The sequence below is a fragment of the Mycobacterium bohemicum DSM 44277 genome (assembly GCF_001053185.1).
In the GTDB taxonomy this organism is placed as follows: domain Bacteria; phylum Actinomycetota; class Actinomycetes; order Mycobacteriales; family Mycobacteriaceae; genus Mycobacterium; species Mycobacterium bohemicum.
On the sequence record NZ_CSTD01000002.1, the window covers coordinates 153,929 to 177,921 of the forward strand.

The 23,993-nt window shown below is 63.1% G+C and carries 17 protein-coding genes and 1 pseudogene; 10 read left to right on the forward strand and 8 right to left on the reverse strand.

Annotated elements, in window-relative coordinates:
* Window positions 1-792 precede the first annotated feature (792 nt).
* Window positions 793-4,392 (forward strand): MobF family relaxase, encoded by a 3,600-nt coding sequence (gene mobF / locus BN971_RS10750; protein ID WP_085183365.1) that lies wholly within the window; start codon window positions 793-795, stop codon window positions 4,390-4,392.
* 604 nt (window positions 4,393-4,996) lie between these two features.
* Here the strand turns inward: mobF and BN971_RS25740 are convergent.
* The gene (locus BN971_RS25740) at window positions 4,997-7,216 is read right to left on the reverse strand and encodes a hypothetical protein (RefSeq protein ID WP_245837091.1); all 2,220 of its coding nucleotides are present in this window, start codon (window positions 7,214-7,216) and stop codon (window positions 4,997-4,999) included.
* Window positions 7,217-7,305: 89 nt separating this feature from the next.
* Window positions 7,306-7,602: a hypothetical protein gene (locus BN971_RS24620; RefSeq protein ID WP_139027095.1), complete on the reverse strand. Its 297-nt coding sequence runs from the start codon at window positions 7,600-7,602 to the stop codon at window positions 7,306-7,308.
* Window positions 7,603-8,474: 872 nt separating this feature from the next.
* Here BN971_RS24620 and BN971_RS10760 point away from each other — a divergent pair.
* Together BN971_RS10760 and BN971_RS10765 are read left to right on the forward strand one after the other, a co-directional pair.
* Window positions 8,475-9,527 carry an IS110 family RNA-guided transposase gene (locus BN971_RS10760; protein WP_085183364.1) on the forward strand — a complete coding sequence of 351 codons (1,053 nt, stop codon included), beginning with the start codon at window positions 8,475-8,477 and terminating at the stop codon, window positions 9,525-9,527.
* 519 nt (window positions 9,528-10,046) lie between these two features.
* Window positions 10,047-10,670, forward strand: a complete 624-nt coding sequence (locus tag BN971_RS10765; protein ID WP_085183363.1) for a Fic family protein — start codon at window positions 10,047-10,049, stop codon at window positions 10,668-10,670.
* A gap of 37 nt (window positions 10,671-10,707) precedes the next feature.
* On the opposite strand, the gene BN971_RS10770 is transcribed toward BN971_RS10765, so the two are convergent.
* Both BN971_RS10770 and BN971_RS10775 read right to left on the reverse strand, forming a co-directional pair.
* Window positions 10,708-14,532, reverse strand: coding sequence for a DEAD/DEAH box helicase (locus tag BN971_RS10770; RefSeq protein WP_085183362.1), 3,825 nt, complete (start codon window positions 14,530-14,532; stop codon window positions 10,708-10,710).
* 192 nt (window positions 14,533-14,724) lie between these two features.
* Entirely contained in the window at window positions 14,725-15,066 is a 342-nt protein-coding gene (locus BN971_RS10775) for a hypothetical protein (protein ID WP_085183361.1), read from the reverse strand.
* A gap of 332 nt (window positions 15,067-15,398) precedes the next feature.
* Between BN971_RS10775 and BN971_RS10780 the strand changes: the two genes are divergently transcribed.
* The 4 genes and pseudogenes from BN971_RS10780 (at window position 15,399) to BN971_RS10790 (ending at window position 18,573) form a co-directional block, all read left to right on the forward strand.
* Complete coding sequence (locus tag BN971_RS10780; RefSeq protein WP_085183360.1) at window positions 15,399-15,650, forward strand: type II toxin-antitoxin system ParD family antitoxin; 252 nt, start codon at window positions 15,399-15,401, stop codon at window positions 15,648-15,650.
* Window positions 15,647-15,943: a type II toxin-antitoxin system RelE/ParE family toxin gene (locus tag BN971_RS10785; protein ID WP_085183359.1), complete on the forward strand. Its 297-nt coding sequence runs from the start codon at window positions 15,647-15,649 to the stop codon at window positions 15,941-15,943. The genes BN971_RS10780 and BN971_RS10785 overlap by 4 nt, the downstream gene beginning before the upstream one ends.
* Before the next feature lie 412 nt (window positions 15,944-16,355).
* Window positions 16,356-16,512 (forward strand): annotated as a pseudogene (locus BN971_RS24625) (helix-turn-helix domain-containing protein); the annotation flags it as partial.
* Between the two features lie 198 nt (window positions 16,513-16,710).
* Complete coding sequence (locus BN971_RS10790) at window positions 16,711-18,573, forward strand: hypothetical protein (protein WP_090350191.1); 1,863 nt, start codon at window positions 16,711-16,713, stop codon at window positions 18,571-18,573.
* Window positions 18,574-18,695: 122 nt separating this feature from the next.
* On the opposite strand, the gene BN971_RS10795 is transcribed toward BN971_RS10790, so the two are convergent.
* From BN971_RS10795 to BN971_RS10810, 4 genes are all read right to left on the reverse strand, one after another.
* Entirely contained in the window at window positions 18,696-19,433 is a 738-nt protein-coding gene (locus tag BN971_RS10795) for a DUF732 domain-containing protein (RefSeq protein WP_090350088.1), read from the reverse strand.
* A 58-nt stretch (window positions 19,434-19,491) separates the two neighbouring features.
* Window positions 19,492-20,118 carry a hypothetical protein gene (locus tag BN971_RS10800; protein WP_085183356.1) on the reverse strand — a complete coding sequence of 209 codons (627 nt, stop codon included), beginning with the start codon at window positions 20,116-20,118 and terminating at the stop codon, window positions 19,492-19,494.
* A gap of 27 nt (window positions 20,119-20,145) precedes the next feature.
* Complete coding sequence (locus tag BN971_RS10805) at window positions 20,146-20,649, reverse strand: hypothetical protein (protein ID WP_085183355.1); 504 nt, start codon at window positions 20,647-20,649, stop codon at window positions 20,146-20,148.
* A gap of 90 nt (window positions 20,650-20,739) precedes the next feature.
* Window positions 20,740-21,741, reverse strand: a complete 1,002-nt coding sequence (locus tag BN971_RS10810) for a phosphotransferase family protein (protein WP_245837106.1) — start codon at window positions 21,739-21,741, stop codon at window positions 20,740-20,742.
* 192 nt (window positions 21,742-21,933) lie between these two features.
* Here BN971_RS10810 and BN971_RS10815 point away from each other — a divergent pair, with 192 nt between their 5' ends.
* The 3 genes from BN971_RS10815 to BN971_RS26845 all read left to right on the forward strand — a co-directional run bounded on the left by BN971_RS10815 (window position 21,934) and on the right by BN971_RS26845 (window position 23,796).
* The gene (locus tag BN971_RS10815) at window positions 21,934-22,878 is read left to right on the forward strand and encodes a class I SAM-dependent methyltransferase (protein ID WP_085183353.1); all 945 of its coding nucleotides are present in this window, start codon (window positions 21,934-21,936) and stop codon (window positions 22,876-22,878) included.
* Between the two features lie 135 nt (window positions 22,879-23,013).
* The gene (locus tag BN971_RS24630) at window positions 23,014-23,247 is read left to right on the forward strand and encodes an Mtp family mycobacterial-type pilin (protein WP_139027096.1); all 234 of its coding nucleotides are present in this window, start codon (window positions 23,014-23,016) and stop codon (window positions 23,245-23,247) included.
* A 312-nt stretch (window positions 23,248-23,559) separates the two neighbouring features.
* Window positions 23,560-23,796, forward strand: a complete 237-nt coding sequence (locus tag BN971_RS26845; RefSeq protein WP_245837098.1) for an Mtp family mycobacterial-type pilin — start codon at window positions 23,560-23,562, stop codon at window positions 23,794-23,796.
* Window positions 23,797-23,993: the final 197 nt, after the last annotated feature.

Sequence of the window (23,993 nt, forward strand, 5' to 3'; positions counted from 1 at the left end):
CCCCGCTTTTTGTGGTGGTTCCGGCCGGGTCGCCACGCTGCGCCACCTGCTCACCACCGACGTTTTCTGGTCCGGTTTCAACAGCCCGTCCATCCGATGGTGCTGCGCGGTGTTCCCCGCCGATGGTGTGCTCATCGGCGGACACCGAATCGGTAGTCTTCCGAAGATGGAGCAGGCAATGCTGCGGCTACTGGTGGAGCGTGATCCAGTGCCACTTGCGTTGCTGTCCTGGATCGTCACCCGAACCTGGCTGCAGGAGGCCATGCAGCCACGATGTGACGTGTCATTCCCGACCCAGGGCGGCCCACAGCCCTTTTAAGGCAACCGACGCAGAGAGTCCGCGTCTGCGCGCGCCGGCGACAAATCATTGCGTCCCGCCGGGGCGACCACGCTGCCCGCCTTCACCGGCTGATGTCGTCGAGCTCGTTGCGCCCGTGCCCGGCCCGCGCGGGCGGTTAAACAGTGCGATGGCCCGCGCCGCGGCTAGGCGTCCAGGAGCGTCCTTCTTGCCGCACCCCTTGCGCACCCACACTGACACCCATCCTGGGCCCCGGCCTCTTTTCTTACTACGCTTGCCCCACAACCGTTTTCTCGACCATTCTCGCCACTTTGTCCTTCATCGATAACCACCCCAGCGACATCGCCTACACCACATAGCAATTCACGCCGATTGACTGACTTTGACCGTGGCACATTGGCACAAGGGGTGCAAGCATGGGGTGTGGCGAACCTTCGGTCCGCCACACCGTCCCCGGCTTGAGGGGTCGGTCGCCGTGGACAGGTGGTCGGTAGTTGCTCACGATTTCGGCGCCGATGAAGCGGCATTCGGTGCGCTACTACAACGACACTGCGCGCGCAGCGATCTCGGCATCCACCGACCGTCAACGAGCCGGCGGGGGGCTGGCCGAGTACTACTCCGAAGGGGAAACCCGCGCCCCAGTATGGGTGTGTGTGTGGGAGGCCGGTGATGCCGAAAAGGTAGCTTCTCTAGTCGGTTTGAGTGCCGCCGACCGCGCCGGCGGGCCCGCTGACTTGGACGTGGTGGCGCGCTGGCTGGATGAGGGAATCGCCCCCAACGGGGCCCGGGGGCGGGCGTTTACTGCGCGCTCAACCCATGGGTTCGACTTGACGTTTTGCGCGCCGAAGACTGTGTCGCTGCTGCGCGCGTTGAGCGGTGATGACGTGTTGTCCAAGGCGGTTGTCGAGGCGCACAACAGCGCGGTGCGCGAAGCGTTGCAGTACGTGTATGACCACGCCGGCTACACCCGCGTGCACAACGCGACCACGGGCAAAAAAGATCTCGTACGGCTGCCTGGTTTAGTGATGGCGGCCTACCAACATGAGACGTCGCGAGCAGGCGATCCGCACCTACACAGCCACGTCTTGCTGCCCAACACCCAGGCCCGTGACGATGGCACGTTGGTGTCGATCGACTCCAAGTCGTTGCACCATGAAGCCAAAGCCGCAGGCATCATTTATCAGGCCACGTTGCGCCACCACCTGCTGCAATCCGTGGGCTTGGAGTGGGGGCCGATCGACCCCCATACCGGCATGGCTGAAGTCGCCGGCGTGGCCCGCGACACCATCAGCGCGTGGTCGCAACGCTCCACCCAACTACGGGCATGGGCTGCGCACAATTTGGTCGTCGACGAGCTTGCCAGCGCGACGGCGGCGCAGTTGGCGACCGGACAAAAAGCGACCCGCCCGGCCAAGCCTGAGCACCTGTCGTGGGCTGAGTTAAAACACTTGTGGGCCAACGATCGCCGCGGTTTTGTCGTCGAGGAAACCGCCCAACTGGCGGCGCGGCGCGCGCGCACTTCGACTCGGTTCGACGGGCACGCGTTGGCGCGCCAGGCCGCGGCCGGCATCGACAAAGCCGCGTTCACTCGCGCCGATTTGGTGGAGGCGATCGGCGCCCGGCTCCCGCCATCGATCGAAGACGCCCCGTCGGAGGTCGACGTCAGCGCGATTCCCCCGCGGTATCTGATCGAGGGCATCGCCGAGCGAATCGGCATCCGTATAAGCGCCCCGCGTCAGGCCCATGAACGCGAAGGCCATGAACGGTTCACCACCGCCGCGGTGATCGCCGAAGAGGCCGCCATCCTCGACCTTATGGGGTCCCGCGATGAGCGCGCTGTGCTCGACCAGGCGGCCCTCAACACCGCCGGTTTATCGGTGGATCAAGCACGCGCGATCACCGCGATAGCGACCTCACCATGGTTGATTCAACCCCTGTCCGCGCCGGCCGGCGCCGGGAAAACCACCTCGCTCAAAGCGCTACGCGCTGCTGCGCATCGCGCCGGAAAAACCCGGGTGCTGGTGCTGGCGCCGACCGGAAAAGCTGTCGATGTGGCCGTGCGCGAAGGTGCCGGCGACACCGGCTACACGGTGGCCAAAGCCGTCAAAGATCTGCACGCCGGAGCGCTGCGCCTCGACGCCGACACTCTGGTTATCGTGGATGAAGCCGGCATGGTCGGCACCCCCGACCTACGCCAATTACTCACCGCCACCACCGCAGTCGGAGCCAAAACCGTCCTGGTCGGCGACGCCCATCAGCTGGCCCCTGTCAAGGCCCGCGGAGGCATGTTCGCCCAACTCGTGGCCGATCTCCCCTGGGCGCAAAAGCTTTCCGAGGTGTGGCGCATGCGCGACCCCGCAGAACGCACCGCATCACTGGCGGTACGCAACGGCGGCCCCCAAGCACTGCGCCGCGCGGTCAAGTGGTATTGCACCCACGACCGCCTCCACACCGGCGACGCACTGACCATGGCTCACGACGCCCTGACCTACTACCAGCGCGACCTCGACGCCGGCAAAGACGCGCTATTGATGACCGACAGGTGGGAAGTCTGCGATGCTCTCAACACGCGCATCCACCACCAGAACGTTGCACCGGAGGCGCCCAGCGTGACCGGAGCCCGTGGCCACCGCATCGGAGTCGGCGACATCATCATCTCCCGCCACAACGACGCTACCGTGCCGGTCCACGACGCCACCGATAGCACCATAGTGGCTGAGCCGGTGCGTAACGGGCACCGCTGGCGCGTCTATAAAGTCGACACCGACAACAACCGCATCGCCGCCCGCCGCATCGGCGATGGGGCCCGCGCCATGTTCGCCGGCGACTACCTTGCTGAGCACGTCCATTACGGCTACGCCGTGACCGTGCACGCCTCCCAAGGAGCCACAGCCGGTGACGCGCTGACCGCCGGCACCGCCCACGCCATCCTGGGTGACCGTGCCACCCGCAACCTGGCCTACGTCGCGCTCACCCGCGGCCGCGACGACAACCACGTCTACCTGTATGAAAAAGCTGCCGGCGAAGCCGACCACGAACACGCCCAGCTCGCCGAGGACCACGGCGTGCATGCCGCCCAGCGCGGCACCAGCCGCGACGCTGCCGCGAGGCTGCGCGCCATCCTCGGCCGCGACGAGCGCTCCCACACCATGATGCAGGCCGCGGCTGCCACCGACCGCAGCCAGCAGCCAGCGGCGGTGCGATCGCTGCTTAACAAACGCGATCGTGTTCGTGCCCGATTACGTGCCGACCATCGCTCATGTGCAGCCGCACGTGACCTGGCCGCTGACCTGCCCGCGCTGCGCAACGAAATCGATTTCCTCGACGTCGCCGGCCGCCGGTCTGCGCCCGCCACCGGCTACCCCATCCCGGTCAATACCCTTGATCACCTCGACGAGGCCCACCGTCACGCGGTCACTGCCATCGCCCGCAACCTCCAGGCTGTGCAATCGCTACACCTGTACCCAGGGGCCGATAAGGTCGCAGCACTAGCGGCGGTTACCGCCGCTGCTCACCGCGACCACCGGGCTGTAGTCGCCCTGCCTGCCACACCACAAGCCCACGCCTACGTCACCTCCTACCGCTACGCCGACATAGCCCCTCCCGAGACCGACAAAGCCATCGCCAACATGCGCGCAAGGATCTCCCAGGGCGGCCAGTTCCCCCGGGGCAATTTGGTGATCGTCGACGACGCCGACCACCTGGCCCCCCACCAGCTGCAGTGGCTCGCCGAAAACGCCGCGGCCACCAACACAAAACTGCTCCTGATCACCACCCCGGATCACCGCCAGCCCGCTCACACCCTGACCGCCGCGCTCGACCAGATGCTGCCCTGGGCCCACCACCTGGGCACCCCCGATCCCGACCACCAGCGCCCGTCCACCACCATCGAGTGCGCCGATCACCACCTGGCCGCCGCACCCGACATCACCGGGCCGGAATACCGAGCAGCGCGCGAACTCCTGAACCGGCGCGACGCTCTGCTCGATCACTTCCAAGACATGCGACGCTTCGAAGAGCGACTCGACACCATCGCTCACCGCGATCGGGCACGGGCACGCAACAACGACCGTGGCTACGGGCTAGGGCTCTAATTCTGTTGTAAGACGAGGGTATAAACGTCAGCCACTGACATCGCGGCAGTACGCTCGCGCAGCTCTAAGACGCGCCGTGTCTCGGCATCGATCTGCTCACACGCTGCTCTGGAATTGGCAAGGATAGGGTCGTCAGGCCCTGTCACCATGATGGGGCGCTGGACAGCACAGTCATTTGCGGGAAGCGTTGTTATTGTTGCCGCTCGGATCGCGGCCAGACGTTCCCTGCAACTGTCTACGATCGCTTTTACCTTCCTGGTCAGGGCCGCAAGCGCGTAGCACAGTGTCTCCGTGCGTTCCCATCGAGCACGCCCCTGCATGCGTAAGCTTTCAACTTCGGCCCGTATCGCCTCTCGACATGCGTCGCTAACTACACCTGAGCATAAGACGTCCTGCATCTCCACCAGTCGAGCTTGTCGCTGCTCCCAATCACTGACTGCTTCAGCATGATTCGCTTCAGCTGCCAAGTCTCTTGCCACACCGAACACAGTCAAGGCGAGGCCGATCGGTGTATCAGTGCGCCGAATCCTCCTTGGCCCTAGTCTTAAGTCTGGGGGGTGCGGCTCGCCTAGCAGCTGGGCCACCTTAGCGGGGAGATCATCTGTCACCGCAGCACCAGGTCCTTCAGCGGCGCGCGGACTCCGGCGGCCCAGGCCGCGTACACGACGTTGAGCAGGTCCGCGCCGTACCGTTCCCAGCACAGCAGCGCCTCCAACCGGCGGCACTTCACAAACTCCCTCGTATAGCTGACGACCTGGTCAGGGTTTTCCACTCCGTTCAACCCCGGCCGCTGCGCCACCATCATCACCAGCGCGTCCTCGTGTTCTTCGCCCAGCAACGCCCACTCCTGAGGCTTAGGCCACCGTTCCGCGACCAATGCATGCGCCACCGACTCAGCGACCGGTGACAACTCTTCACCCGGGACGCCGAACACCAACTGGCGGGTGAGTTCTCGGCAATAACCGCGGACCATCGATTCATCGGCTGCCACCAAATCCGCGTACAGCGCCGCATCGACGGTCTGCAAGCGATGCGCCCGTGAAGCCAACAGTTCTGCTGCTGGATTATCCTTCAAGTCAACGGGTTTCACACCCGTAGCAACTTCGGTGACCACCGGGTGCTCTTCCAAAAATTCAGACGGCCATGCCCACGTTGTGGCCACCGCGCTGACGTTATCTCCGCATGCACGCGCCGCCCGCGCCGCCTTATCGGCGGGATTAACCCAGCCGAACCAGCGGGTATCAAACTCCGCGGTATGTCCGCCAGCTATAGGCATCGTCTTACGCAAGAACACACCTGGCGGGATGTAAGTGGCACCGTCGTTCGTGGCCACCCACAGCGTGGGCATCCCTGAGGTGTTACGGCCAACAGCCACAGCCCAATCCAGACCCGGATCGGTCACGCTCGCGGCGCCGGCGAGCTCGGCCACCGCCATCTTCGCCAGCTCCAAATCCGACTCAGCCAAATCCCGGCGCACCGCGCCCGCGGAATCACGCCGACCCGCCACCGGCATCAACCCCGTCCCCGGACCCGACCCTGATGACCCGCCGCCGGCCTCAGCAGGAATCGACGGCGCAGCAGGCGCCGAACCCACCGACGGAGCCGCAGACGTGCCCTGCGGAGGAAGAGCCGAACCGTACGGAGTCAAACCACCCGCCGGCATACCCGGCGCAGGTGACGGTACCGGTGCAGCAACCGGGGGCGTGGCAGCTATCGGAGCAGCCGCCGGCACCGCCGACGTCGGAGCAGTCTCTATCGGCGCCGCTAACGACGTAATCGGCACCTGTGTAACCGGCGGAACAGTACCAGCCGCCGATGCACCCGCCGCCAGGCCGCGCCCGAAATCCATCCCGAGCGATGGCATCGGAGATCCTTGCAGCCCAGGCACACCCGTAGGCGGGGCCATACCTTTAGGGACACCCCCGAAACCCCCCATCAGCCCCTGCAGCGGGCCCATCGGAAACCCCCCGCCCGACCCGCCGCCACGCATGCTCGGCAAAGTTGGCAAACCGCCCATCAACTGGGTCAACGGGTTATGCGGCTCCAAAGTAGGGCTGTCCTCCGGGGAATGTGCAACTGTACGGCCGCCTGGTACAAGGGGGATCTTGTCTCCGCTTGGGGAGTGATCTGCCGCCACCCCGGCGGTCCCAGACCGTGGGTCCCCGGGGGGCGCTGCATCAGCCCCATCGGGGGAATGATCCGCTGTTCGCCCTGCTTGTTTGACTTTCGGCCCGCCGCCGGGGCTTTCCGCGAAGCGACTGGTGAATTGAGTCGCGTATTGCGTGGCGAAGCCTTGGAGATCAGAGGAGTAACCCCGGATCATCGTCCGATGCGTACCGAGGATCACCGCCACCTGCGCGAGCGATTGGCCCGAGCCGCTACGCAGAAACGCCTCGGCCTCCTTATGCGCTGCTTCGTTCTCCTCGAACATTCGCTTCTTAGTCCTCGCGACGTCGGCGGATGCCCTCTTGAACAGATCGGAAGCAACCTTGCTGATGTCTGCCTGGTGGAACTTGAGCGTCGCCGCCTCGCTGTAGGTCGCACGAGCAGCGTCCGCGCTCTTACCCACCCAGGAACCGCCATCAAAGACAACGTTCGAGGCTTGCAGGGCGTCCATCCCGTTGTCCTCGAACAACTTTGACTCATCGAGAAGCGTGTCAGCGTCGTTGTCAATGCGTGTTTCAGAGTCCACCGGCCACACAAAAGGTTGGAACAAAAAATTGACGAATAGGCCCTGCGGCTTGGGGTGATCACCACCACCAACATGGGGCAGCGATGGTGTCCCCATCTTCTCAACCGGCTTCGCCCCGTTGAACAGCTTCAACAGTCGTTCGGCTTGCCTGTTGTTACGCTCCGCCCACCACTCTGGAACCTCGCCATTGGACCCGGGGCCTGCCACTGACGCCCTTCCGGCTACCTCGGTAATCCACACACATCGACAAGCGCATCGATCGCGTCGTTGCGGACATCTGTCAACCGGTTCACTTCACTGGTGGGCATGTCGCCCATGGCGGCCGTCGTCTGGTCCAGGGTTGTGTCGATGTATTTGCGAGCTGCAGAGGCGACGTCGGGCGGAACTGCTGGAACAAGCGTGTTCTGTACAGCTGAGGCACTATTGAGCGCCCGCAGCACCATTGGCGCATTAACTCCACCGCCGGCGACTCGAACCCCTCCTTGGCCTTCCTGACCGCGCACCGACACGTCGAACACGTGGCACAAATTCTCCTTCGCCCCGGCTACGGCGGTCGAGCTGAATTGCGGCGTTGTCGGGGCCGGTGACGGCGACACGGTTACCGCCTGCGGCATCGCGGGAGTAGACGCATAACCGCCGGTTATCAAATAGGTCACCGCCGACCCGACCGCTGCCGCCACCCCTACCGTAACCAAGATTCGTAACGCCGAGCCTCCATGGTTAGGCCTCCCCGCCCTCAGACGCTCTGCTGGGCCTAGAGGTCCCAACGACGGCGGGTGTGGTCCGCCCGCCGGCGGTGGCGGCAATATTGCTGACGGTGGTGCCTCTTTCGACCACAGGGATTCGCTCATCAATCACTGCGTCCAATCCAGTCTGTGCCTATCTGCTAATGGTAAGCACAGCCTGTGACCTTGCGCTGCACCCGATTCAAATCAATAGTCGTGAACCAAAACCGCTAAATTAGCCGCTAACTTAGCGGTTCATGAGCTAAGGCCGAATCCTGAACAGTCCGAACGGCTAGATTAGCGCAATAATCCCCGAATTTAGCGGTATTTTGGCGGTCAGCACCTCCGAGATGCCGGTCCTCTCAATGCCAGCATTGCGCCACCGCAAGACAGACGGCATTGCTGTTGCGTGCCCCCGGGGGCAGTCGTACTGTGATTACGTTCCCATCAACGTTTTGGCTACGTCATGTGGTGTCCGTAGTGGCTTTTGGTGCACATGCCGATCGTAATGAGAACCGCAGGACGGGATGGTCGTCTTGCAAAGCAAATTGATGACGGTGCGTCCGGTGATCTGACCATTGACGGTTTTGTCTCCACATTGGCTGGCTCATGCCCATATTGTCGACACCGGGTGCCTGTCGCGCTATCGATAAGTAGGCGTGGCAATGACGGTCAATTATGTGATCGGTGTGGATGTGCATAAACACAATCACACCTTTGTCGCTGTGGATTGCACGGGCCGCAAGCTCGCAACGAAATCAGTGCAAGCGACTACCGCCGGTCATCAAATGGCGCTGCGCTGGGCCCGTACGACTTGTCCTGGAAGCCGACTATGGGGTGTTGAAGATCTGCGCGGATTGTCTTGCCGACTCGAAGCAGAGCTGCTCGATGCTGGTGAATCCGTGGTCCGCGTCCCGCCCAAACTGACCGCCCGTCAACGAGCCTCAGCACGCACTGTCGGAAAATCAGACCCCATCGACGCTCTCGCGGTGGCCCGCGCTGTGCTTCGTGAACCCGACCTACCTACCGCCCGCCACGATGCTTACTCGCGCGACATGAAACTACTCGTTGATTATCGCGACACCCTGCTCACCACCAGGACGGCGATCACTAACCGCGTACTCGGCCGCCTGCACGAACTGGCGCCGGAGCACTCGTCGACCCGACTGGTCCTGTGCTACGCCAACCATCGACGCGTCGCACAAGCTTTACTCCAGTCACACACCGGCCTACTGGCCGAGCTGATCCGCGCCGATCTCACCCAAATCGCTACAGCGAGCGACCATATCAACAGTCTCGAGAAACGCATTAAAGACGCCGTTCAGCGCGGGGCTTCGGCACTTGTCGGCATTGATGGTTGTGGACCATTGATGGCCGCGAAGATCATCGGCGAGACAGCCGACGTCAGCCGCTTCACAAACGAAGCGAAATACGCTTGCTATGCCGGGGTGGCGCCGATCCCCCACTGGTCAGGTGGAACACCCGTCCATATCCGCGCGACACGGTCCGGTAACCGCCAGCTCAACCGCGCCTTGCACACCATCGCCATGATTCAAATTCGACACGGCGGCCGCGGCGAACACTACTACCGTCGCCGCATCGCTGACGGCGACACCCACCGACAAGCCCTCCGCTGTTTGAAACGGCACCTGTGTCGCACGGTGTACCGCGCCCTCATCACCGACACGAAATCCCGCGCGACCGCAGCGTCAAATTAAGGCTGACTAACTCAACCCTGACAACGAGTCCATTCCACGCCGCGCAGTTTAAACTCGTGCCAGCGCGACGTAGCTGGCATGGCAAGTGAAGCGTCCCGGCATGGCGGGAGTCTCCGGACTCACCAGGCGGTTCAGTATAGGTAGTAGGTCATTAGATTCTCACGAACTGTGGCGGAATCTCACGAGTGATGGCGGATCCGCCCGTTTGGTGAGACACGCAGGTTGCTCAATCCCGGGTCGGCGTCGATGACCTCAGAAACGGGCGGTGGGTCGTAAACAGCGTGGTGGCAGGTGGCGGTTCGCCGGTAGAATGAATTCGCTGTCGAGGCCGCGAGGAGGTGCAGTCGTGGAACGCCGGACACCCAAGAAGGTCGTCGTGTCGAAGGCTGCCGTCAAGAAGGCGGGGGTGCGCGCCACGAAGGCCTCAGCCAAGTTGGAGGGCCGTGTGGTTCCCGCTGGTTACAGCCGGTCGGCCACCGTGAGAGCCTACATCGCGAAGCAGCAGCCACCTAAGCGCTGATGCCGCTGACGCCGGACTACGGTGAGACCCCACTTGCGCATGACGAACTCACTGCCCTGCTCCCCGAGGTTATCGACGTCCTGGACAAGCCCATCACACGCGCTGCGGTCTATGACCTCGAACAGGGCCTTCAGGACCGGGTGTTCGATGAACTGATGCCGTCGGCGCTCGACGGCTCGTTGCCGCTCGACGAGCTTCTCAGCGACTACTTCGTCCGCAATCTCCATACGCGAATGTTCGGTCCGGTGTGGAACTGGGCCGGACGGTGGCGGCGATTAGAGCTCAACATCGGCGTCGCGCCGGAGCAGATTGCCGTTGACCTCCGAAACGCACTCGATACCATCGCTTACCGGTGGGAACACACCAACGACTGGACGCCTCGGCAACTGGGTATCGTCGTGCACGCCGAAACCGTGCGGATCCATCCGTTCGTGGACGGAAATGGGCGTACCACAAGGCTTCTCGCTGACCTCGTGTTCGCGGCAGTTCAGAACCCCACCGAGTTGCAGTACGACTGGGAGCTTGACAAGACGCGGTACATCGAGCTCCTTCGGGCCTACGACGCACAGCGGGACGTGGCCGACCTGGCGGCTTTCGTTAATGTAGAGCCGATCGAGCCATAAAGCCCTGCGAATTCGCGGATCAGAGTTGTGACGGTGTCTAGAGAGCCGCCAAGGATCGGCGACTGGGCCACGACCACCCAGGCAGCCCTTCGAGTCGGAGTCGACGGTCGTCTTCGAGGATGCCGTTGCTGAAGTTACTGCGTTGCATGTTGATCCAGTTGCCAAGCCGGAAACCGTCAACAACGTAGGACTGTGGTACACGAGCGTGGCCGTTCTTTTTCACGTATTCCTGAAGGTATCGAAACCCCTTGTCCCATGCGGCCTGTCGAGAATCCCATGTCCAGCCTGGTAGGGCTTCAAGACGTCGTTGACGTTCGGGGTCAAGGCGGTCCCTAGAGCGGAAAACCCTTTGTGTGTTGACCCATTTGCCTAGCTTGTACCCGTCGACGGTGTAGTTCTGGGGCACGAAGGCGTCGCCGTGGCGTCCGACGTATCCCTCAAGCCGGCCAAAGGCCGCCTCCCACTCAGCGGCGCGGGCGTCCCAAAACCAACCAGGGAGGGCCTCGAGGCGGCGTTCACGTTCGGTGTCAAGGATGCCTTTGGCGTGCTTATGACGCTGCACGGTGGCCCAGGAGCCGAGTTTGTAGCCATCGACAACATACGATTGCGGCACAAGCGAGTCGCCGTGGAGTTCCATGTACTCCTGGAGTAGGCGCAGCCCATCTTCCCACGCGCGATCGTAATCCGTCGCGGTCCACGTCCAAGTGGGCAGTTCTTCAAGACGCTGGCGGCGGTCCGGGTCCAGTGTTCCCTTGGCGTACTTACCGCGTTGGATGCTCACCCAGTTGCCGAGGTTGTACCCATCCGCCTTATATGACTGCGGCACACGGGAATCTCCGTGCGCCTCGATGTAGACCAGAAGTCGTCTGAACCTCGCTTCCCATTGAGCGTCCAAAGGGCTCCAGACCCAGCCTGGAACGGCTTCCAGTCGGGCGCAATGGTCTTTATCCAGTGTTCCCTTGAAGTGCTTGTCGCGTTGCATGTTGGCCCACTCGCCGAGCGGGTAGCCATCGACTTGGTACGACACTGGGATGCGGGCATCACCGTTGCGTTCAACATAATCAACGAGTCGGCGGAATCCGTCCTCCCATTGCTTGGCACGGGCGTCCCACGTCCAGCCTGGGAGTTCCTCGAGGCGACGCTTACGGTCGGCGTCGAGGGTGCCATGCGAGTAGTCGTTGCGTTGCCCATTGACCCACGCTCCGAGCCGGTAGCCATCGACCGTGCAAGATCGTGGGACGCGCGCGTGACGGTGGCGGTCGACATAGCCCAGAAGCCGCTCGAATCCTTCCTCCCATTGGTCGGCTCGGGGTTGCCAGGTCCACCCTGGCAGGTCCTGGAGGCGATGTTGGCGGTCAGCCTCAAGGGTGCCTTTGTCCCTTCGTGTGCGTTGCACACTGACCCATTGGCCGAGTTTGTAGCCGTCGACCGTGTGCGACAGCGGAACTCGGGCGCGACCGTGGCGGTCGACGAAGTCAAGGAGTCGACTGAACCCCTCCTCCCAGTCGTCGGCTCTGGGGTCCCATGTCCAGCCGGGCAGGTCCTTGAGTCGGCGTTTGCGGTCGCCCTCAAGGATGCCTTCGGCGTAATTGGAGCGTTGGAGCTGGCACCACGAACCGAGCCGGTAGCCATCGACGGTGTAGGACTGGGGGACGCGGGCGCGACCGTGGCGTTCGACATACTCGAGGAGCCGGCGGAAACCTTGCTCCCACTTGTCGGCTTGGCGATCCCACGTCCAACCGGGCAGATCTTCAAGCCGACGCTGGCGATCGGCCTTAAGGGTGCCTTCGGTGTAGTTGGTGCGTTGCTCCCCGACCCATCCACCGAGTCTGTAACCATCGACCGTGTAGGACTGCGGGACGCGGGCGTGACCGTGGCGTTCGACAAACCGTTGCATCATCCCGAGCCAGTACTCCCAGGAGGCGGTGGTCTGCTCGACAAGGCGCACATCGAAAGCAAGGGCGAAATCACTGCCGACCCTTGCGGGCAGGTCGAGGTGGATCTTGCCGGGCAGCCGTGGCCGCTGGCCCTGCCGGCCTAATTCTCGTCTGAGTTCATCGAGCTGCTCGGCAAGCTCGTCGTTGTGTGACCGCAGTGCCTTGATCACGTCCCAAACCGGCTTGAAGGCCGAGTCATTGAGGGCAACCTCCGGATCCACATCTGTGTCGATGAACACCGGTATTACCACCGTGCCAATGGTCTTGTCTGGGGCGCGTCTGATGGCACGCCCGACCGCCTGGACGATGTCCACCTCACTGCGTCGGGGGTCGATGAACGCCACACCGTCCAGCGTGGGCACATCGACGCCTTCGGAGAGGCAGCGGGCGTTGGTCAGCAGACCCCGCTGTCCGTCGTCGAGTCGGCTCAGGTGCTGGAGCCGGCTGTGGCGCTCGCCAGCGGTCATCTCACCGGAAGCGTAGCTGGACCACAGCAACCCCTTTGGTCGCTGTCTCGCAGGCATCCACTGGATGACCTCGTGCATCTCGGCGGCGAACTCGCGGGCGCGGGCAACACGAGAGTGGAACGAGATGGTGCGGTGGAGGTCATACTTCCGCATCGCCTTCGCCAGCCCGATCTGTCCCGCCAAGGTGCGGGCGTCGGTGATCTTCTTCCCGTCGCGAGTGACTAGGGTTCCCTTCTCCGCCCACTCCTTGTACATTGCGTCGTCCACGCCGACGACCACGACCTGGTAGTCCGTCAGTAGATCGCGCTTTATCGCCTCGCCGAATGTGAGGCGATAGAACACCGTGCCGAACTTCGCCTGGTCGTCCATCGAGGCGACCTCCAGGTCAGCGTCCTGCGCCGCCTTCAGGACCCGCCCTGTGAAATAGCGCGGTGTCGCGGTCATGAACAAACGCCGTCGCGCCGCAATGGCCGTCTTGTCGAGAACCGTTGAGAAGTCCGAGGACTCAAACCCGGCGACCCTGTGAGCCTCGTCGGCGACGGCCAGGTCGAACGGGGGAACCCGTCCGAGCGCGAACGCCTCTGCGATCTGCGGAGAGGACTGGTAAGTCGAGAACACGACCCGTGGTCCCGGCCGCCGCAGGAACCTGGCGATTTCGGCGGCGTCCGTGGTGACGGGCACACCCAGCTCGCTGGTATGTGCAACGGCTTCGTCCTCGTTGCGGCCCACGGTTTGGTCGCTGCACACCGGCAGGGCTTCGAACGGCACCCTAGCGTTGACCTGCCAAACCTGGATCGTCTGCTTCAGCAAGGACAGCGAGGGGACTAGGACCAGCGTCCGCTCGGCGTCGAGCTTCTCCTTGATGAATAGAGAGGTCAAGGTCTTCCCTGTCCCGCACGCCATGATGAGCTGACCGCGATCCGACTTCGTGAACCCTTTCACCACATCGCGGATTGCCTCGCGCTGATGCTCTCTCGGCTTAGCTGGCTTCGGTCGCGACGACGGGCGCATGTCGAAGGGCTTGGTGCGCCAGTTCACCTCGGAGGTGAGAAGGTCGCTCAAGCCGACGAAGGCGACCTGCTTTTCCTGGTCGTTGATCGTCCGCCGTGCAACGTGGTGCAGCTTGTCGGTGGTGGCGATCAGCAGTCGGTAAGAGAACACCGCCCGCGAGGACTCTGCCAGGAACTTGTCCACGTCTGCCTTAGTGACGGTGTTCTCGGGGGCATACGCCTTCGCCTGGATCGCCCACAGCCGCCCGTCGTGGTCTTCAGCGACCAGGTCGATGCCAGCGTCGCCGCCCCACCGACCCGTCCACTCGTTCCACAACCACACCCTCCGCAAGGTGTTCTTGTACGTCGGGTCGTTGATGAGAAACCACTTACAGACATGCTCGAACTGCTTGCCTCGGACCCTCGCGTCGGGATCGAGGCGGGCGAACAGGTCGCTGAATGTCGCCACGGCGGGGATGCTAACTCACGGCTATCGCCGGTAGGAAGGACAACTGCGTCGAGTATATGGACGACCTGGTGGCCAAGCTCTGATCGCCACAGAGCCGGACCGCCGGTTTGCTCGCATCCCGGCCGAATTTTGCCGCCTCAAAATAAAAGTGAGTTCCGCTACGGCACTCAGGCCCCAGGGGGCCTCCGATATTTACGAGGTCGTGGTCGTATCTGGCGGATGGGCGATGTCGTGTAGCTCAGCTGCCAACTGTGCCTTCTCGAAATCGTCGAACCGGCCTAGGTCCTCGGAGTCGCCACTGTCGTTCTCGTCAGAGTCATCACCCTCGTTCTCCTCGGAGCTGTCACCGTCGTTGTCATCGGAGCGGCCAGCGTCGCCCAGTGTCAGCGCCCATACCTCGGTGATGTCCGCGGGATCTCCGACTGGCCAAATCTCGTATGTCTTGCCGTTCGCTGCGGTGGCGTAGGCGAAATACCCGTCTTGGCGGACCCCGTTTACCGTCCGTGGCGGCAGCAGTCCCCACAACAGTGACATGGTTGCCGCCCTTCAGGTATCACGGCGCCCTTGTGTTAGGTGCTTTCGCGCATCTCAAGGGTAGCCATTGAGGCGGTGCCGGCCGCGAGGAGGAGTTCAACGGCCGGCACAGAGTCGCCGCGGCGGCAATGCCCGGAATAGCGGAGGCCCGTGCGGCGACGCTCATGGCCCGAAGTATCGGTGACCGGGTAGGCCGCGTATACGCTCGGCGAGGCGAGGTTGCAGTTTGCGAGCGGTGCAATTCCCTTCGGATTCCGTGCGCCGGTGGCATCTTGGACCGTGACACCCGGCCACCTACGGCGAAGATACCAATAGTTGGTATCATCTGATGTGTGGGTAAGAATACGTCCTTCAGCCTCGATGAGCATTACAGCGCGTTCATCGAGGAGGAGGTGGCGTCGGGCCGTTACCGCTCGGCCAGCGACGTCGTGCGTTCTGCTCTGCGGTTGCTTGAGGATCGTGAGACCCGGCTGCGCGCATTGCGCCAGGCACTCGACGCCGGCGAACGAAGCGGTGAGCCGACACAATTCGACTTCGATGAGTTCGTTGCGCGCAAGCGAGCTGAGCAACCTCGCCGCCGGTGAACCGGTATGTACTTTCGCCCGCCGCCCGCGCCGACCTGGAACAGATCTGGGATTACTCCCGTGAGCGCTGGGATGACGATCAGGCCGAGGAATACGTGCGCGAAATCCACCACGCGATCGAACGAGTCGTGGACAACCCGACGATCGGACCGGCCTGCGACGAACTCCGCCCCGGCTACCGGAAGCACGCTGTTGGATCGCACACGCTTTACTGCCGGATTGTTAGCGGCGCCGCGATCAATGTGGTGCGCATACTCCACCAACGGATGGATGTCGACCGGCACTTCGACTGACTCATACAGCGAGATGCCGCAACCAAGACGGCGAGAACCTAAACTGCAGGATCTCGCGCCGCGCTTCAAAACCCTCACGGCTGACTCCCAACAGACTTCAAATTTGAAGCGATGCCTAAGTTGTCACGGCATTGTCACAACTTGTGTGACACACCTGCGTCACGACGGGACATCGCGAGACGGTTTGCGCAGGTGAGAAGTACTTGTCCAGACACCGCGGGATACCCTGAAACAACCTGAAAGCACGCCGTTTCTGACTACGGATCAGAAGGTTAGGGGTTCGAATCCCTTCGGGCGCGCTTGGAAATTGTATGACGTCGGGTGATGGTTGACATTTCTACTTCGGGTGATGCCTGACGTTGTTTCGGGTGATGCTTGACAGTTACTTCGGCTGATCCTTGACACTCCCTGGATGAGGGAGTTAACCGTGGCTGAGCAGCGGTATCAGGCTGTGATGTCGGTCATTAAGGATGGAGGCGATTTGGCAGGTCGCCGAGAAGTACGGGGCGTCGCGCGAGACGCTGCACTCATGGTTGGCCCGCTATGAGGCTTCGGACCTTGATGGCTTAGGACCGTTCGGCACCTACGGTGAGAGCGGCACGCTACATACTCCAAACCGCAGGGGCGGGTTTCCTCGGAGCAGTTCCGCAATATCGTGGCGGTGTGACTCGCTGCGGAATAAAATGCCGAATGTCCCAATCGGTCTGCCGCGTGATACGAGGGAAATCATGTTCAACTTATTCCGGAGCAGACTGTCGGCAGCGGCGATTATCTTCGCTTTCACCGTTGCTGCATGCTGCTCGCCTTCCGAACCGGCAGATACCTGTATGGTCCCCTCCGCTGGCGACACGGATTCGGATCAGGGCATGGACGCCATGGCGATGTCGACCGAGGCCTGTCCCTTGGTGAAACTGACCAAGAACGATCCTGATCCGCCGCTGTATCCTTACATCGGAAGCGCGCATTGGCACGTGCCGTGGGCGCAAGACTATTTTGATCAGGGCTTGCGCTTCTACTTCGCTTTCAACAACCGCGAATCCTATCGCGCATTCCGCAAAGCGGCCCACGAGGCCGAGGACAACAGAATTCCTTGCTCAGCATGTTATTGGGCCCAAGCGCTGGTGCTCGGAGTAGACCTTAATATGCCGAAAGAATTGGAGCCCGACCGAGAAGCGGCCAATGACGCGCTCCGCCACGCCAGCAAAGAAAATCCGAGTCCCGAAGACTGGGAAATCATTCAGGCTTTGTTCGAACGCTATCAAGATTGTAATAAGTCTGACAGTGCCAGAAGATGCCAGAATATTCGCAACCTCGCCTATTATGACGGGATGACAAGAGTGCTGAAAGAGTTCGGCAGCGATGACCCGAACCTGATCACGCTCTTTGCGGACTCTGCCATGAACATAACACCATGGGCTTATTGGAAAGACGGAAATCCAGTCGATGGGCGAATCGTGGAGACACAGAATTACCTCAAGAAGGCTTTGAGCATCGTCCAATACCCGCGAAACGAAGGGCCCATCCACTGGTATATCCACTTGATGGAGCAGTCGCGCACGCCGGATGCGGCTAAGGAATACGCAGACTTGTTGGCGCCATTGGCGCCAAACGCCGGCCATCTGGTTCACATGCCGTCACATATCTATTACCGCATGGGAGACATGCAAAACGCAATTAGGGCCAACAAAGAAGCGACCGAAGCGGACGAAAGATATTTTGCGACAGAGCCGGATTTGTATCGCCCTGACGGTGACCGCTACAGATACGGATATTATCTCCACAATATTAATTTTGTACTCGCAGCCGCAGCTTTGAGTGGCGACAAAGACCAGGATATCGACCGTTATTCGGAGAAGCTGCTTCGATCGTTGCCGGACAAAGCGAACGGATTCCGCGCGGATGTATACAGATCTGCCTACTACCTCGCAAAAATCAATTTTTCCAGCACAAGCGGTATCCGCAAATTCCCGCCACCGAACCCCATCGCTCAGCAACCGCTGGCGAACATTGCCTACGATTTTGCCCAACTGATGGCGGATATCTGGGATGGAAATAATTCCAAGCCGGCGATCGACAAATTAGACGCCGACGTTGCCAAGTATCGTAGGTACGCATCTGACCAGGGCAAACAGAACGCAAGCTGCGATATTGGGCTCAACCCCCCGAAACCCGAACTGTGTCTTGCCGCGATCCTTAGTAACCTGGGGCACGCGCGGGTGGAGGCTTCGAGAGCCAATTGGGAGGCTGCGGTTGCCGATGCGGACCGCGCTGTCAAAGTCCAAGATGCCCTGCCCTATGACGAGCCGCCCTTATGGCCTTACCCGGCGCGCCAGACTCAGGCCTCGATTTTGATCCGGAAGGCCATCGCTGAAGGCCCGACGACACCCCCGGGCGCAAAGGATCTGGGGACGGCCAAGGACCTGCTGTTGAAGAGCCTCAACGCAGGCAGGGGCGACGACCCCGGCCAAATCCCGACGGGGACTTATCCCGGAAACGGCTGGGCCTATTACGGGCTGCTGGAGATCGCGACGCGAGACGGATCCCCCGAGAACGTTGTCAACAATGCCAGAGCAGACCTTGTCAACCATTGGTTCGGAGCCGCCGAGTTCCAACAGCTCGATCGCCTATAGGTAAGCGCATGCGCGCCGCTGCGCACGCCGAAGGTGTCGATGAATAAACCAGCTTTTCCGATTGCAACGGTGCTGCCCATCGAGCACATTCATGGCTTCGAAGCTGGACACCCATTTCGGGGTTACCCCTGCCCCGGCAGGGCCGGCAGCCCATGTTCGATGCCCTGCAGGTCGCCTTGGATGCGCTGCAGATCGCGGTCGATGTTCTGCATGTCGGTGAGAGCACCCTCAACCGCCGGCTGCATCGGCTGCACGCTCGCACCTTCGTACTGAGGGCAATACGAGACCACCGCACCGGCGGTGAAGTTGGCGCTTTGCGTGGCGTCCCAGACCGTGGTGCGCTGCACGAAGCCGATGGCCTCGGTGAGGTTCGGTCGGTTCGCGAGGAAGTCGCACACGGCGTGCCCGTGGGTCGTCGCGTATTCGTTGCTGGGCACCGGGACGCCGTTGCGCTTCAGCACATTGATGAACACGGTGTCGACGATGTCGGCGGGCGGCGCCTGTGCCCTCGGCGCGGCGGGCGCGGGTGGCACGGGTGGCGCGCTCGACGGCGGGCTCCGCGTCGCGAACATCACCACGCACACGGCCGCGACCGCTATCAGGGACAGCGGTAGGACGGCGAGGGGGCCGAAGCGCAGCAGCAACCCCTTGCGCCGGAACGTCGCGCGTCGCGGAGCAACGGCGCGGTTCTCGCGCGCTTCGAGCACCGCCGTTTTTGCGGACGCCGGCCGGTGGCCCAGGCGCTCGTCGAGCAGTTCGTCGAGCTGCTGGGACGACGGCTGACCGCCTTGCTCGAGGATTGACCGGCGGTGCAGGGCGATGAGCCGCAATTCCGAGTCGATCGTCTCGCGATCGCGCATCTTCCCAGTGTGAAGGCGTCGCGAGGTTGTCACAAGTGAGGGCTCTCGGGGGCCACGGTCAGCCGGCGAGCGGCGTCCAGTCATCCCAGGACTCGGCGAAGTCGAGGGTCGATTGCTGGATTCGTGCGGTGCTGATGATGGCCCGGAAGTGGTCTTGCCAACCCCACCACAGGCAGATGGGGAAGACGTGCTGGTACCAGCTCAGCTGATAGCCGTCGGGGATGACCTCGCCCTTGTTCTCGGGTGCGAACACCGCCACCGCCAGCAGCCCGATCGCCGCCGCGGCGGGGAGTTGGATTTTCCCGTTGCGCCAGACGTGCAGGCTCAACGGGCGGGGTCCGTGCGGGGTCAATTCGAAGCCGTTGGGCAGTTCGTCCTCGTGGCCGTGCGCATAACGATGCACTCCGAACAGGACGTCGGCGATGTCGGGGCGACCGTCGGGCAGGTCCGATTGCACCGCGATCGGAAAGCGGGTCTGCACGAGGTCGACTTCCGGTGCCGCCATCAACCCGAAAATGTCGAGCGCATCGCGGATGGTGCGCTTGAACCGCGTGGCCACGCCCAGTTGGGGATACCGCTTCTTGGCGGTGGCGTCGACAGCGTTGCCGGCATGCACCATCGCCTCGTCCCACTGCTTCAATTCCCACTGGTCCAGCGAGCGCATGACGGAGTTGGCCACTTCCACGGATGAAGGGTAGCCCTCCGGGCGAGGCTAGGGGCGGGGTTGGAAGGGTTGGAAGGGCCGTCGCGGCGGGACCGTCACGGTCTGGGTCACCGTGCTGGTGTCGGTGGTCGGCGGGACGGTCGTCGTCCCGGTGTCAGTGGTCGGCGGGACGGTCGTCGTGCCGGTGTCGGTGCTCGGGGGAGGGACCGTCTCGGTGACCGTTTGCGTCGGCTCCCCGCCGCCCCCTCCACCGTGGTGACGGGGGGCCTCGGTGGTCGTCGTGGTGGCCACCGTCGTGGTGGTCGGAGCCGTCGTCGTGGTGGTCGCGGCGGGCGCGTGTCCCGGCGAACCGGACACCAGTTTGACCACCGCGAAGGCCACCGCGGCGAGCACGATCACGCCGACCGCTCCGGCCGCCACGAGCGCCGCCGGCCGGCGGTACCAGGGCTGCCGGGGCTCAGGCGGCTCGGGCGCCTGGTCGTAGTAACCGCCATAACGCGCGGCCTGGGTGGGCTCGGAGTAGTAGTCGGGTTCTTCGGGATAGGGCGGCACGACAGAAGATGTTAATCGGCGAGTCCGGGCGCCGTTCCGGGCGCCGGCGCGCTCCTGCGCTCGGCGCTCGAAAGGCATTGGGAAAAGCCCTTATTCGGCACGGGTCTCAATCAGTGTGAGCGCTCGTTCGAACAGGTGGACGGTGGCGGCGTGGAGTTGGTCGCCGACCTCCTTCTCGGCCTGACCGGCGCACGCGCGGGCCAGCGTCCCCTCGATCACGATGCCGAGCTTGAAGCAGGCCAGCACCGTGTACCAGGTGATATGCGACAGGTCGCGGGTGGTGTTGGCGGCATAGCGCTCGAACAGCTCGTCGGTGCTGGCCAACCCGTCCTGGCCGCCCAGGGCGTGGCTGAACACGCTTGACCCGTCGGGCTGTCTCCAGGTCGCCAGCAGCCAGCCCAGGTCCAGCAGCGGGTCTCCGATCGTGCACATCTCCCAGTCGACGATGGCGACGACGTCCGGGCCGGTCCGGGAGAACATCACGTTGGCCGCGTGGTAGTCGCCATGCATGATCCCGGGCGTCCAGTCGGCGGGCCGGCGCTCTTCGAGCCACGCGGCCACTTGCTCGATGCCCGGGATCTGGGGTCCGGGGTAGTTCTCGTACTGGTTGTAGGACTCCAGCTCCGCGAGCCAGCGCGGCACCTGGCGTTCCAGGAAGCCGGCGGGCTTGCCGAAATCGGCGAGGCCCACCGCGACGTGGTCGACGGCGCCCAGCTTCGCCAGCGCGTCGGCCATCGAAAGCCCCATGCCGTGTCGTACCTCGGCGTTGCCGGCGTGCAACGGCGGCAGCCCCTCGCCGGCGTTGAACCCGTCGACCGGTTCCATCAGGTAGAAGACCGCGTCACCCAGCACGCCCGGGTCCTCGCAGGTGGCGATGAGGCCTGGGTGGGGCACATCCGAACCGGCCAGCGCCCCAAGGACTTTGGTTTCCCGCAGGATTACGCTGTTGCTGCGTGGACGTAGGTGGCGCGGTCCACGCCGCAGCACGTAGGGCACACGGGACCTGGTGAAGCGCAGCATGACATTCTGCGTTCCGCCGGTGACGTTGGCGACGTCTTCGAGCGGCCCGTCGCCGAGTCCCTGCGTGGACATCCAGGCCGCCACGGCCTCCAGGTTGACGGGATTCACGTGCTCGCCACTCCTTTTAACCAGCTGCGGAAACCAGCCTGTGGCCCCCGGAGAAAAGCCTAGGGCCACCGCCGACGAGCGGCCCGCCGGGTCGGCGGCTGGAAGACTGGAAGAATAGTGTGCGTAACTTATTCCGGTGGCGAAAGGGATATCGCGATGCCGCGTACCGAGAACGACTCGTGGGACATTACTCAGAGCGTGGGAGCCACCGCCCTGGGGGTGGCCGCGGCGCGCGCCGCGGAGACCGAAAGCGAGAACCCGCTCATCAATGACCCGTTCGCGCGCGTCTTCGTCGACGCCGCGGGAAAAGGGATCTGGAGTATGTACGCCGATCCGGCACTGCTGGCGAAGGCGATCGAAATTGAACCCGACGTGCGGCCGCGGATCCAGCTGATGATCGACTTCATGGCCACCCGGACGGCCTTCTTCGACGAGTTCTTCCTAGGCGCGGCCGATGCCGGGGTACGGCAGGTGGTGATTTTGGCCGCCGGGTTGGACTCGCGCACGTGGCGGCTGCCCTGGCCGAACGACACCATCGTGTACGAGCTGGATCAGCCCAAGGTGCTCGAATTCAAGGCCGAGACACTGGCTAACCACGGCGCGCAGCCGGCCGCGCATCTGGTCAACGTGCCGATAGATTTGCGCCAGGACTGGCCGAAAGCCTTACAGGAAGCGGGTTTTGACCCTTCACGTCCCGCCGTATGGTCGGCCGAGGGCCTGGTCCGATACCTGCCGGCGCAGGCGCAGGACTTGTTGTTCGAGCGCGTCCATTCGCTCAGCGCGGACGGCAGTTGGCTGGCGTCGAACGTTCCCGGCGAGGGATTCACCGACCCCGAGCTGGTTCGTCGCCAGCGCGAGGACATGCAGCGGATGCGGGCGGCGGCGGCCAAGGTGGTAAACGCCGAAATCACGGACTTCAATGACCTCTGGTATCCGGAGGAGCGGACACCGGTGGACGCCTGGCTGCGTGAGCATGGCTGGGACGTCTCGACGGCGACGTTTGCGGAGCTGATGGCCCGGTACGGCCGTACCGTTCCCCCGGGCGCCGGGACCGCAATGCCACCGACCCTCTATGTGTCCGCGCAGCGGCGAGCCGGCTGATCCATTTCGCTCATGTAGAGGTGGCCGGGAGCGGCGATTGCACACAAGTCTAACAACGTGCCGTTGCTATTCCGTTAGGTCACAAGGTGATTCAGATTCGTCTGGGACCAGTATTGGGCGGGTACAAAGGTCTGTGTGAAGAACACAATCCGTATTGCAGCATCATCCATCATCATGAGCGCCGGTCTGGGGATCGTTGGTTTGGGGGCGGCAGCTCTCGCCGAGGCCCAACCGACACCGTTGCCCGATTACCACTGGTGCCCGGGGCAATCCTGGGATCCGGGCTGGGGAAACAACTGGGATCAGGGCCGCTGCCACGACGACCACTTCCGCGACGGCGACGCCCGCGACCAAGGCCATTGGCACTGAGGTAGCACCCCTCCGGTGTCGATGCACCGTTGTCCGCCTGCGTGGCCGGCGCCCATGGCGCCGGCCACGCTCTTCAAACGCTGTCGCAGAACGGATTAACCCACTCGGCAGCGGCAAACACATGCCGCTCTCATACGGCGACTTCGCGAAGTCCCAACGAAGCGGCCCTGCAAATGACTAAAGCGGCAAGGGTCACCCGACAACCCCCGCACGCTCGGCGCCGGCAGTCAGACGATGCTCCAATAGCAATTCATCGTGATGTCCGATGTTTGATCTTCAGGGCAGCGGGGAAAAGTTCGAACCATGAGAAACATGTTCCGCACCGCGGCAACAACATTGGTGTTAGGAGCCGGTATCGGGCTCGCCGGGCTCGGCACAGATTCTGTCGCCCAGGCCCACGCTGTGCCTGCTCCCTTCCCCGACTATCACTGGTGCCCCGGACAGTTCTGGGACCCAGGGTGGGGCAATAACTGGGACCGGGGCCGCTGCCACGACGATCACTGGTACGACGGCGACCCCCACGACCAAGGTCACTGGCACGGTTATTAGGTCACTGCCTTAGTCGCGGCCCATCGGCAGCAACCCCCACCCCACGTCCAGAGACGCGGGGTGGGGGCGTTATGCCGGGCGGTGTCTCGTGGCCAGATGGAGGGTGGCCATCGCCCGGGTACTTCGAATGACCCTCAAAAGTCACGCGAAGGAGAACTACGCGATGACCGGTCGCCGGAGTTCGCCTTGCCTGCAGG

What these genes read in the sequence shown, in the direction of transcription:
- BN971_RS10760 (WP_085183364.1), top strand. Translation starts at nt 8,475, where the DNA reads ATGACGGTCAATTATGTGATCGGTGTGGATGTGCATAAACACAATCAC.
- BN971_RS10765 (WP_085183363.1), top strand. Translation starts at nt 10,047, where the DNA reads ATGCCGCTGACGCCGGACTACGGTGAGACCCCACTTGCGCATGACGAA.
- BN971_RS10775 (WP_085183361.1), bottom strand. Translation starts at nt 15,066, where the DNA reads ATGTCACTGTTGTGGGGACTGCTGCCGCCACGGACGGTAAACGGGGTC.
- BN971_RS10795 (WP_090350088.1), bottom strand. Translation starts at nt 19,433, where the DNA reads ATGCGCGATCGCGAGACGATCGACTCGGAATTGCGGCTCATCGCCCTG.
- BN971_RS10810 (WP_245837106.1), bottom strand. Translation starts at nt 21,741, where the DNA reads ATGTCCACGCAGGGACTCGGCGACGGGCCGCTCGAAGACGTCGCCAAC.
- BN971_RS10815 (WP_085183353.1), top strand. Translation starts at nt 21,934, where the DNA reads ATGCCGCGTACCGAGAACGACTCGTGGGACATTACTCAGAGCGTGGGA.
- BN971_RS26845 (WP_245837098.1), top strand. Translation starts at nt 23,560, where the DNA reads ATGTTCCGCACCGCGGCAACAACATTGGTGTTAGGAGCCGGTATCGGG.